The following is an 11,312-nucleotide window of genomic DNA, read 5'->3' on the forward strand; positions in this document are numbered from 1 at the left end:
TCGCGCCTTACCGCCGCGGCCTGGAGTAGATCGTGTCGAACACACCGCCATCGCTGAAGAAGCGCTGCTGCGCGGCGCGCCATCCGCCGAAGTCATTGTTTATGGTGACAAGGGTCAGGCTGGGGAAGGTCGAGGCGTATTTTTCGGCAACCGTCTCGTCCACCGGCCGGTAATGGTTGCGGGCGATGATCTCCTGCGCCTGCGGGGTGTAGAGGAAGCTGAGATAGGCCTCGGCGAGCTTTTCCGTGTCGTGGCGCCGGGCATTGCCGTTGACCACCGCAACCGGCGGCTCGGCCAGTATGGAAATGGACGGGACGACGATGTCGAACTTGCCTTGCCCCAGCTCCTGCTGCGCGAGGAAGGCCTCGTTTTCCCAGGCCAGCAGCACGTCGCCAATGCCGCGCTCGGCAAAGGTCGTGGTCGATCCGCGCGCACCGCTGTCAAGCACCGGCACATTGGCATAGAGCTTCCGCACGAAATCCTGCGCGGCGGCATCGGAGCCGTTGCCGTGCGCTTTCGCATAGGCCCAGGCGGCGAGGAAGTTCCAGCGCGCGCCCCCGCTCGTCTTGGGATTGGGGGTGATGACCGACACGCCCGGCTTGATCAGATCGTCCCAGTCGGAAATCTGCTTGGGGTTGCCCGCGCGGACGAGGAAGACGATCGTCGAGGTATAGGGCGCACTGTTGTGCGGCAGGCGGCTCTGCCAGTTTTCGGGCAGCTTGCCGTTGCTCCTGTCGGCGATGGCATCGATATCGTAGGCCAGCGCGAGGGTGACGACATCGGCGGAAAGCCCGTCGATCACGGCGCGCGCCTGCTTGCCCGAGCCGCCATGGCTCATGGTGATCCTGACCGCCTGCCCGGTCTTCTCCTGCCAGTCAGCCGCGAACACCGGATTGATCGCGGCATAGAGTTCGCGCGTGGGATCATAGGACACATTGAGCAGCTCGACCGCTGCTGTGTCGCCATCCGCCTTGTTCGAGCAGCCGGCCAGCAGGGCAGCGCTCGCCAGCAATGCTGCCGCGCCGAACCGGTGCAGCCTGTGAAACGTCGTCATGTCGCAATCTCCCTGGTGCCTTCCCTCCGCCCGCATGGACGGAAAGGCCGGGCGACTCTCTAGGTCACTATCTCTATCTGGATTATAGGGATTAGCAAGGGAGATTTTGAAGGGGTCAGCTGGCGCGCCGTTCTTCCGCGACGAGCGGCGCTGCGGCTGGATTATCCAGAGCATCGCCAATCGTGCGCGAATCGAGCACCTGGCGGCTCGCATCATAGGCTTTTGCAAACTCGCGCCGAATGGTGCAGCGGGCCTCGTTCTCGCAGTCCTCGCAGCGGCGATAGGAATTGCGCGACAGGCAGGGCAGGGGGGCCAGAGGGCCCTCGAACAGCCGCAGAACTTCGCCAAAGCTGATCGTATCGGCAGGCCTAAGCATCACATAACCCCCGCTTTTCCCGCGGCGGCTTTCGAGAATGCCCGCCCGTTTAAGCTCAAGCAGGATCTGTTCGAGAAACTTGTGCGGGATGGCATGGCGCCGGGAAATTTCGGCGCTCGTCAAGGCTTGCCCCTGCGGCTCGGCGGCAATGGCCAGCAACGCCCGGAACGCATATTTTGCCTTGTTCGAGATCATCGTAGTCTTATTTCCCTATTTCTAAACTAGGCATTTAGCCGAGAATAGGATTTCTTTCAACCCTCCGGCATCATGCTAGCGCTTACAGGATGGCAGCGAAGGCCACGAGCGCGATTCCGAAGGTGACTATCGTAAGCGGTCCGCCAAATCGCAGGAAATCCCGGAAGCGATAGCCTGCTGCCCCCATCACCATGGCATTGTTGTGATGTCCGAACGGCGTCATGAAGTCGAGCGAGGCACCGATGGCGACCGCCATCAGCAACGGCTCGATCGGCACGCCTGTCCGGGTCGCGATTCCTGCGGCGATGGGGCTGAGGACAGCGGCAGTCGAGACGTTGTCGATGAACGGGGTGACGACCACCGCCAGCCCGAGCACGAGCGCAACCACGGCCATAGGCTCACCCAGGGGAATATAGTCGGCCAGCGCATTGGCGATCACCCGCGCGGTGCCCGTATCCTGCACCGCTTGCCCGAGCGGGATCATGCAGGCGAGCAGGATTACGATGGGCCAGTTGAGGTCTTGCAGCGCGGTGCGCAGGTTGAGGCTGCGCGTCATGATCAGCGCGATCACAACGGCGCCAAAGGCGATTTCGGGCGGGACAATGTTAAAGGCGCTCAGCAAGACGCCGGCGATGAAGGTTATGACGCCCGGCGCGGCGCGCGCATTGAGCCGCGGTGGGCGCTGGCGCGACAGCGGGAGCAGTCCGCAATCGGCAATGGTCTGCTGCAATGCGCCTCTCTCGCCAGCGAGCAACAGAACATCGCCCAGACCGATCTGGAGGTCGCCGAAGCTGCCCTCGATGCGGTGGCGACGGCTTGCCAGGGCGGCCACGCGCACCGAGTTTTCGGCGAACATCAGGATGTCGCCCAGGCGGGAACCCAGCAGGAGACTGTCGGGCATGACCACCGCTTCGATACGTTCGGCGTGCCTTGCCAATCCGGCCGGGTTGGCAAGGCTGCCCTGATCGCGCAGGTCTTCGAGGCGGGCAAGGTCGCCTTCCAGCAGCAGTGTGTCGCCAGCGACAAGGATGATGTTGTCCCGGCGGGCGAAGACATGAACGCCGTGGCGCATCACGCCATGGATGCGCAACTCGGTTCGCTGTTCGGCCTCGGGCAGGTGCAGCCCGGTCAGTGACGAGTCCTCTGGAACCAGCATCTCGGCCAGAAACTCTGACGGGCCGATCTCGATGCGGCTGTGCGTTGCCGCTTCGTTGCTCCCGAAGAACCTTGGCGCGGACAGGATTACCCAGCCAAGCCCGATCAGCGCCACCGGGCCGCCGATCAGGGCCAGTTCGAGATATCCGAAGCCCGATCCTGTCTCGAGAACCTTCCATTCGTTGACCACGAGATTGGCGGGTGTGCCGGTGAGCGAGCACATGCCCCCGAGCAAGGTCGCGAAGGAGAGCGGCATCAGGACACGCGAAGACGGAATATCGAGCTTCGCGCAGACCGACAGGGCGACCGGAAACAGCAGCGCCAGCGCGCCGATGTTGTTCATGAAGATCGATCCGGCCGCCCCCATTGCGCAAAGCATTGCCAGGATCGCCATCTCCCCTTTCGCGCCGGCCACGATGCGCCGGGCAATATCGTCCATGATCCGCGACTGGGACAGCGCGGATACCAGCAGCAAAATCTCCACCACGGTGATGACGGCGGGGCTGGCGAATCCGGTGAAGATGTTCTGCGCAGGAACGACGCCGGCCACATATGCGGTGCCGAGCCCCGTGAGGGCCACAGTCTCGAGGCGAAAACGCTCGGATGCATAGGCAACGAGCATTGCCGCGAGGATTGCAATTGTCGCCCACTGGATGAAGGTCATAGGGGTTCTCGGTTGTTCTCACCGCTACGTAGGCGGAGAAAGCTGGCGGCAACAAGCGGCTTTCGGCGAGTACCCCATTAACCGGGAAGGGATTGTTTTGGGGCAGGCAGCTCGATTTTGCAGAGCCTGTGTCAGGAGCGACTGTCGCTGGTCGCTCCAATATTCCCATGCAAAATGTCGGATTATGGCGAGGTCATATCGGCTTTGCCCTGTCCGGGCATTCGCGGTTCCGGGCCGGAAGCAGCAGTCAGTGGCTGGAGGTGGTCTGCGGCAGTCCGTGTAGCCGCCACTGTCTCGCTGGCCGACGATAGTCTCGGATAGCTCGGCTACCGAACGGAACGTTATGCTGCCGTCCGGCGGAAGCGAAAGTACCAGACCTTAGTGATCATACTATCATAATACACTGATATATAATCACTAATCAGCATTTTTTGATCCCTGTTTTCTCGGCTAGCAATCACCGGGTAATCACCATGCCAAATTTGGTAAGCACGCGCCTCCATGAACGGATTTCTGCGTTTGCGATCATGACGCGGGTGCTGCCAATCGGAAGCAGGTTGCGAAACGCTTGCGATCAGCCGCGCTTATCCCTGCTTCTGTGAATAGGTGTTCCCACCGTGTCGCTACGATTCTGCTCATGCCTTCGGCGATTGCTTTCGCGTCATCGGGGCCGAGGTCGAAGACTGCGGCACCGGCGAGAGCATTCTCGATCGTTGCATTGCGGCCTTCCGGCCCCACACCGAGGACGAGCCGTCGCTCCAGTCCCAGCTGCGGCTTCGGCACTACATCGTAAAGCGGCGATAGCCGCCAACCCTCACCATCGAACAGGAAGCCATGATTGCGCAGGTGATCATCATCATTCGTGACGAGGATATTGAGCAACATACGACGAAATAGCTCGTGTAGATCCTGGCGCACTTCGGTTCCGAATTGCCGGATCGCTCCTGCGAGATCGGCATAGCTGAAGCTGCTGACCTCGCTCTCATGCGCCCCGAGCATTGTGAGCCCCGAAGCAAAGGGCCTGCGTTCCAGCCAGTTGCCGTGAGGAATCCGATCGAACCGCTCGATCAGATAGATGTCGCGATCAAGGACACAGCGGAAGTCGAGTGGCGGCACATCGAGACCACATTCGCTGGCGAGCCGCATTGTCGCCAGTTCGACCCGGCATTCGGGGAAGCTGTCTCCCCGCTTCTGGAATTTCGCGATCCAGGGTTGGTCGCCGATTTTTGTAGCAGCCTTCGGCCGGGCGCCGCCCAGAGATGATCCGGCTGCCAGCAAGGCTCTTAAGTTCTCGTCGAGTTCGTCGACATGCTGCGCGCGTTCGGCGGCTTCCGCTAGCTCTGCGAGCGTGAACTCTTCGCCCGGAGCAGGGCCACCCCCCCATGGCGTAATTCTCTCAGGCTGGGCGGACGTCGGCCCAAAGGCGAGCGCACCCACGCGATGTTCGCCCGAGGCCAGAATTAGATCGATTTCGCTCGGCAAGCGATCGCCCATCGCCTTGTACATTAGGTATTGGCCCCAGCCGTCAGGAGCAGCATCCCGAATGCCACCGAACACGGCAAAGCCTTCTTCCGTCCTGAATGTTCGAGAAGTTCCAGCTTCGTGCAACGGCAGAGCTACAGGATCGACCGCAATACGGTCAGCGCGTTCCAGATAACGCCGCCCGTAAGCGAAGGTAGCAAACTGGTTGCGCGGTTCGTCGGTCATCGTGAGAAGGCCTGCCGGAACTGGCCCCTCCTCAAGATGCACGAAGACATAGGTGCGGATGGTCGTCACGGCTTGCTAGAAATCCAGATCATCGTCGCTGACAGCGTGGGTCTTCTGGGGCAGGCGGGATAAATCCTCGCTGATGCCAGCCCGATCACTGTCTGGGGTTACCAGCTCGGCAAGGCGCTGTGTCATCCCCAGGACATGCAGGGCGCTCGCCAGAACCGCGAGGCCCACGGTAGGATCTCCCGCTTCGAGGCGTTGCAGCGTTTGAACCGAGACGATCATGCGCTCGGCCATTAAACGCTGAGGAAGTTTTCTCCGGCGGCGAGCAAGGGCGATATCTTTACCTAGCCGTGTAATCGCACGTTGGCTCTGGGGCGGTAGTCCGCTAGCAGCTCGAGACGAACGGGGCATGGTCCGATATATGACATATCATGCGAAATTCCGCAAATAGAAATGATATGTCATGTTTTTTTGCTCTTTCGCTTGAAGCAGATTTACCGAAGGAAGATGCTTCACCGCCTCCTGCACGAGGCTTACAATGACCATGGCTGAGTGGAGTGGCGCTGGTGAGCGGTCGCTAGGCGGCGGCTTGACTATCGTACTTCAAAAGTCGCTGTGCAGTTGCGCGAATTGTCTCAGCGACTATATCGTAAACGTCACGCATGTCGGCACAAGCCGACAGCCTCGGAAGAATTTCGAGGTCCCGTCCTTCAGTTGGAGGTTAACCGGCGGACCCTGCAGAGGGTTCGCCGAATTTCGTTCGAACGCTCTCGCAGGTCCAACCCGATGGAGCATCGAATGCATTATTCAGACGAGGAAATCGAACGCGCGAAGACATTATTCGCTCGTGAAAATGATCAACCCGGCCATGGCAGAATGGCGGTTGCCGCGATGGCGGGAATGAGCAAGCCAGGAAAAATCAGCCATATCACTCATCTGCGGACTTGGCACGACTACCTTTCGAAGGCACGACGTGCTCTGCAAAAGGAAAGATCGGATCGAGATTTTCGATAGGGCGAAGTGCGTTGTCGAATGATCTGAACTGACCAGGTTGTGGAGCGGCAATAAGAATCAATGGCGCAAGTGAGAAGCCGCCGCGGCGGATAGGTATACCTCGTGGCTGAGCGGCAATGGCGATGCGACGCTCAAACAGACGGGGTCGAAGCGCAGAAGTGACTCCTTTCCAACCTGCTCTCACAATACAGGAAGGCTGGAGGGGAGGGGGCCTTTGTGAGCGAACCGAAAGGATCGCGATGTGCCATGTCCCACCGATATTCGACCAAGATAAGCTCTTTGGAAGCAACCGCCCGCCGCATCTGCGAACGCCGCGGCGGCAAATGGTTGGGCACAAAGGGCATGGCCTGCTGCCCTGCGCATGACGACCGAACGCCCTCGCTCGGCATATCGCTCGGGCGAGGTGCCATTCTCCTCCATTGCTTTGCCGGATGCGATCAGAATTCCGTGCTCGCAGCGCTAGCGCGTGAAGGCGTACCGGCGTCGGCCTTGTTCTCGGGAGGTCCAATTGATCCCACGATGGACAATAGTCCTGCAGCGAAGCCTTCGACCGCTGCCTTGCGCATCTGGCGCGATGCACAGCCACTGCGTGCCAGTCCGGCAAAGGCATATCTTGAGAGCCGCGGCATCCTGGCCGCATCTTCGGCGCTCCGCTTCCATCCACGAACGCCGCTTGGTCCGAAGGGACGCACCCGCTTTTTGCCGGCCATGGTCGCGGCGGTCAGCCTCGACGTGGGGCCGATCGCCATCCATCGCACGTTCCTTTCGGGCAATGCCAAGGCCGATTTCGACAAACCGAAGCGCGCGCTCGGCGCGCTCGGCGAAGCAGCTGTCCGCCTCTTCGCTCCGGCTTCCGGCCAGCTTGGCCTTGCCGAGGGTATCGAGAGCGCGATGTCGGCCTATGCTCTCACCGGCATTCCCGTCTGGGCGACCCTGGGCAATGAGCGCTTCGGCCTCGTCAGCGTACCCGAGAGCGTGACCGAGCTTCACCTTTTCGTCGATCACGATGCTGGCGGCGAGCTGGCTGCGTCGCGTGGCCTGGCCGCTTATGCCCGCGAAGGGCGGACGATCCACGTTCGCAAGCCTTCCTCAAGCGACACCGACTGGAACGATGAACTTACAGCATGGCTGCGCCGCAAAGCGGCGCGGTAGAGGAGAGTGGGCTTCTCGAATTCCTGATCCGGCAGAAGGCGTGTCCCGGTGCCCTTATCAGGAGGACGAATTGCCATGTTTCAATCAAACTTGTTTCCAACTGGCGAGCAACAGTCGTCAGTGCCATTGGCTTACGCTGTCGGCGCCACGATTGCTGAGCTTCTCGCTTCGGGACGCCGTCTTACCCGTGCCCCCATTTCCGGGCTGTTCGCCGAAGAGACCGGCGCGCTGGACTGGGGAAGCGCCTGGACGATCGACGACTACAACAACGCGGTCGAGATCGGCGCACTACTCTGGCTTCGAGAGTCCTCACGGATCGATCTGGCGACGAACGTACACGAAGTCGAAGCGCGGTTCGACTGGCTCGAAGCTGCCTTGCCGCCGCGGCACGTTCGCAGCGAAGCACAGGTCGAGCTCCAGCAGTTCTCGACCCCGCCGATGCTGGCTTTGCAGATGGCTAAGGCCGCAGCTGTCTCTGCGCAAGACACACTCCTCGAACCATCAGCGGGCAATGGTGCGCTTTCGCTCTGGGGCAGCGTTCAGAACGCCTCGTTGGTCCTCAACGAGATCGATCCGGCGAGACGAGACAGCCTGGGCCACATCTTCCCTTCGGCCGCGATTACCGCGTATGACGGGGAACTGATCGCCGACTTGCTTCGCGGCCCTGTTCCGTCTGCCGTGCTGATAAACCCACCATTCGCCCGCAGCGGGGAACGCGGCAAGGATGGTGATACCGCGCAGCGCCACCTTCGTAGTGCAATCCGGGCCGCTGCCAAAGGGGCGAGGATTGTTGCGATCATGCCGGATGGCTTCGATGCTTCCACTTTCGCCAAGGCACAGGGCGAAGCATCGCTGTTGCTCGATGTTCGATTGCGGCAGATGTTTCGCCGCACCGGGACGGGTATCACCGTTCGCCTGGTTGTGTTCGACAAGACGCAGACTGCGTCCGCGCCAGTTATCACCGGAGATACTGGCGACCTGATCGAAGTCCACGAGCTTATCACTGCGCTTCCGCCACGCATACAGACCTCCGCCAACATCCATCGCCTGCCGCTCGGCAAGCCAGTGCGCCTCGTTGGCAATTGCTCGGCGGATCGCGCGCCGGTCCGACCATTGGCGCCGTTCGCCGTGACACCAGCAGCCACGGCGAATGCGATCGACCTTGCCTATTCGGTCCTCGCCGACCCCGCGCCTGTTCCCGAACAGGCAGGCATCTACCTGCCTTACCGGCCCAGCCGCATCGCCTTCGAAGATGCTCCGGTCCATCCCACCCCGCTCGTGGAATCGGTTGCCATGGGTTCGGTCGCGGCGCCCCAGCCGGACGTCAGTCCGCTCCTTCCCACTGACTGGCAGGCCAATGGTCTCTTGTCCGAAGCGCAATGCGAGACACTGGTCTATGCTGCCCAGGCATTCGCACGCGATCTTTCGGGTCAGTTCAAGGTGAGCCAGGAAGGCACCTCGCTGGAACTCTCCGAGGACGGACACTCCTACCGCCAAGGCTTCTTCCTCGGCGACGGGACCGGAGCTGGCAAGGGTCGGCAGGTCGCAGCGGTCATCATGGATCGTTGGCTCGCCGGCGAACGTCGGCATGTCTGGATCACCAAGAACGAGGCGCTGCTCGAAGATGCACGCCGCGACTGGGAAGCGCTTGGAGGGCTGCCGCTCGATCTCCAGCCGCTCTCGCGCTGGAAGCTCGGCCACCCTGTAACGATGTCCGAAGGCATCCTCTTTGTCACCTATCCGACGCTGCGCTCGGGCCGCGCCGAGGATACGCGGCTTGATCAGATCCTTGCCTGGGCGGGCGAGGATTTCGACGGCGTGATCGCCTTTGACGAAGCCCACGCGATGGCCAATGCGCTCGGGGGCTCTTCAACCCGCGGCAAGGTCAAGGGCTCCGAACAGGGCATGGCGGGGCTCAGGTTGCAGAACCATCTCCCGCGCGCCCGGGTGCTCTACGCGTCTGCCACTGGCGCTTCGGATATCGCCAATCTGGGATATACTTCCCGGCTTGGCCTCTGGGGACCCGAGACCGCTTTCCCGACCCACGAGGCGTTCATGACCGAGATCCGCGCTGGCGGCGTCGCGGCGATGGAGCTCGTCGCCCGCGACCTCAAGGCCCAGGGCCTCTATCTTGCTCGTGCGTTGTCCTTCGCCGGGGTTGAGTATGAGATCCTCGAACACAGCCTGACCGAAGCGCAGGTCAAAATCTATGACGCCTACGCCGATGCCTGGGCGATCATTCACCGCAACTTGGAAGCTGCGCTCGAAGCAACCCGCGTGGTCGACGAGGACAGCGGCGATACGCTCAATCGCAACGCCAGGGCTGCGGCGCTGTCGATCTTCGAAGGCACCAAGCAGCGCTTCTTTGCCCAGCTTCTGCTTTCGATGAAACTGCCCAACCTGATCCCCGCGATGGAAGCGGCGCTTGGCGAAGACCATTCGGTTGTCGTGCAGCTGGTCTCGACTTCCGAGGCCATGCTCGACCGGCGCCTTGCCGACCTTAGCGTGGAAGAACGCGAAGCGCTCGATATCGATCTCTCACCGCGTGAATACGTCATCGACTACCTTACGAAGGGCTTCCCGGTACGATTGATGCAGGTCTTCGCCGACGAGGACGGCAATCTTCGCTCCGAGGCAATGAGCGACGGAGAGGGCAATCCCGTTTTCTGCTCGCGTGCCCTTGCCGCGCGCGATGCGCTGATCGAACAGCTCTGCGCACTGCCGCCCATCGCTACCGCGCTCGACGCGATCATCGAGCGCTTCGGGACCGAGGCGGTGGCCGAGGTGACGGGCCGCACCCGCAGGCTGATCCTGGGCCGTGACGGCCAGCAGCGGCTCGAACGGCGAAGCCCGAGCGCAAATGTCGCCGAAGCGCAAAGCTTCATGGAAGGGACCAAGCGCATCCTCGTCTTCTCGGATGCGGGCGGCACGGGGCGTTCCTATCATGCCGACCTCGGCTGTCGGAATCAGCAACGCCGGGTTCACTTCCTGCTTGAACCGGGATGGCGCGCCGACAACGCCATCCAGGGTCTCGGTCGCACGAACCGCACCAACCAGGCCTCGGCCCCGCTGTTCCGGCCGGTAACCACCGACGTGAAGGGCGAACGCCGCTTCATCTCGACCATTGCGCGAAGGCTCGATGCCTTGGGCGCGCTGACGCGCGGCCAGCGCCAGACGGGCGGTCAAAACCTGTTCGACCCGGCCGACAATCTCGAAAGCGACTATGCGCGCGATGCGCTCAGCCGCTGGTTCCAGCTGCTCTATGAGGGCAAGCTCGAAGCCACCAACTTCGGTAACTTCGTCGAACGTACCGGCCTCCGGCTTGAAAACCCCGATGGCGGGCTGACCGACAATCTCCCCACGATCCAGCGCTGGCTCAATCGCATTCTTGCGCTGCCGATCGCGCTGCAGAACGCAATCTTCGACGAATATCTCGGACTGGTAGAGGCGCGGATCGAAGCCGCGCGCGAAGCCGGAACGCTCGACCAGGGTCTTGAGACCGTCAGCGTCGATCGTTTCACGGTCCTGGCAGATGAACTCCTGCGCACCGATCCCGTGACCGGTGCCGAGACCCGCCTCGTCTCGCTCGAAGTGACGAGGCACCTTCGGCCTTTGCGATTGCAGCGACTGGTGCGGATGCACGAGATCGGCAGCAAGTACGCGATCCCGATGCGCAATGCGCGCTCGGGCAAGGTCGCGCTCTCGGTTCCTGCCCGGCGCCTCATCGCTGACGACGGGGCCGTGATCGAACGCCGACGCTTGCTTCGACCGCTCAAGTCCGCGAACTGGACGCTTGAGGCGCTCGGTGAAAGCCACTGGGAAGAAATTGGCGTCACCGCGTTCACCAGCGCCTGGCGGGCCGAGGAAGAGGAGGCCGCCGCTTCACCGATGACCGAGCGCGTCCATCTCGCCACCGGGCTGCTGCTGCCGGTCTGGAAGCGCCTGCCCGGCGATCATGTCCGCGTCACCCGGCTCGTTGCCGAGGACGG

8 protein-coding genes are annotated in these 11,312 nt (G+C 61.9%); 3 read left to right on the forward strand and 5 right to left on the reverse strand.

Features of this window, described 5'->3' with window-relative positions:
• Positions 1 to 7: 7 nt before the first annotated feature.
• The 5 genes from D2V17_RS09835 to D2V17_RS09855 all read right to left on the reverse strand — a co-directional run bounded on the left by D2V17_RS09835 (position 8) and on the right by D2V17_RS09855 (position 5,451).
• On the reverse strand, positions 8 to 1,054 hold the full coding sequence (locus D2V17_RS09835) for a sulfate ABC transporter substrate-binding protein (RefSeq protein WP_119592805.1): 1,047 nt from the start codon (positions 1,052 to 1,054) through the stop codon (positions 8 to 10).
• 115 nt (positions 1,055 to 1,169) lie between these two features.
• Positions 1,170 to 1,625 carry an RrF2 family transcriptional regulator gene (locus D2V17_RS09840; protein ID WP_119592806.1) on the reverse strand — a complete coding sequence of 152 codons (456 nt, stop codon included), beginning with the start codon at positions 1,623 to 1,625 and terminating at the stop codon, positions 1,170 to 1,172.
• Between the two features lie 82 nt (positions 1,626 to 1,707).
• Positions 1,708 to 3,402: an SLC13 family permease gene (locus D2V17_RS09845; RefSeq protein WP_220474097.1), complete on the reverse strand. Its 1,695-nt coding sequence runs from the start codon at positions 3,400 to 3,402 to the stop codon at positions 1,708 to 1,710.
• Between the two features lie 567 nt (positions 3,403 to 3,969).
• Positions 3,970 to 5,151: a type II toxin-antitoxin system HipA family toxin gene (locus D2V17_RS09850; RefSeq protein ID WP_245978657.1), complete on the reverse strand. Its 1,182-nt coding sequence runs from the start codon at positions 5,149 to 5,151 to the stop codon at positions 3,970 to 3,972.
• A 75-nt stretch (positions 5,152 to 5,226) separates the two neighbouring features.
• A complete protein-coding gene (locus D2V17_RS09855; RefSeq protein ID WP_008601437.1) occupies positions 5,227 to 5,451 on the reverse strand; it encodes an XRE family transcriptional regulator in 225 nt (74 codons plus the stop codon).
• 504 nt (positions 5,452 to 5,955) lie between these two features.
• Between D2V17_RS09855 and D2V17_RS20960 the strand changes: the two genes are divergently transcribed.
• The 3 genes from D2V17_RS20960 to D2V17_RS09865 all read left to right on the forward strand — a co-directional run.
• Positions 5,956 to 6,171 (forward strand): hypothetical protein, encoded by a 216-nt coding sequence (locus D2V17_RS20960; RefSeq protein WP_133305310.1) that lies wholly within the window; start codon positions 5,956 to 5,958, stop codon positions 6,169 to 6,171.
• A gap of 519 nt (positions 6,172 to 6,690) precedes the next feature.
• The gene (locus tag D2V17_RS09860) at positions 6,691 to 7,323 is read left to right on the forward strand and encodes a DUF7146 domain-containing protein (RefSeq protein WP_342767839.1); all 633 of its coding nucleotides are present in this window, start codon (positions 6,691 to 6,693) and stop codon (positions 7,321 to 7,323) included.
• A gap of 75 nt (positions 7,324 to 7,398) precedes the next feature.
• The coding region (locus D2V17_RS09865; protein ID WP_119592811.1) for a strawberry notch family protein at positions 7,399 to 11,312 on the forward strand (3,914 nt) is incomplete at its 3' end.

The sequence above is a fragment of the Aurantiacibacter xanthus genome, from assembly GCF_003584015.1.
Classification (GTDB): Bacteria; Pseudomonadota; Alphaproteobacteria; order Sphingomonadales; family Sphingomonadaceae; genus Alteraurantiacibacter; species Alteraurantiacibacter xanthus.

Excerpts from the sequence above, each read along its gene's own strand:
- D2V17_RS09835 (WP_119592805.1), bottom strand. The coding sequence starts at position 1,054 with ATGACGACGTTTCACAGGCTGCACCGGTTCGGCGCGGCAGCATTGCTG.
- D2V17_RS09840 (WP_119592806.1), bottom strand. The coding sequence starts at position 1,625 with ATGATCTCGAACAAGGCAAAATATGCGTTCCGGGCGTTGCTGGCCATT.
- D2V17_RS09845 (WP_220474097.1), bottom strand. The coding sequence starts at position 3,402 with ATGCTCGTTGCCTATGCATCCGAGCGTTTTCGCCTCGAGACTGTGGCC.
- D2V17_RS09850 (WP_245978657.1), bottom strand. The coding sequence starts at position 5,151 with ATGACCGACGAACCGCGCAACCAGTTTGCTACCTTCGCTTACGGGCGG.
- D2V17_RS09855 (WP_008601437.1), bottom strand. The coding sequence starts at position 5,451 with ATGGCCGAGCGCATGATCGTCTCGGTTCAAACGCTGCAACGCCTCGAA.
- D2V17_RS20960 (WP_133305310.1), top strand. The coding sequence starts at position 5,956 with ATGCATTATTCAGACGAGGAAATCGAACGCGCGAAGACATTATTCGCT.
- D2V17_RS09860 (WP_342767839.1), top strand. The coding sequence starts at position 6,691 with ATGGACAATAGTCCTGCAGCGAAGCCTTCGACCGCTGCCTTGCGCATC.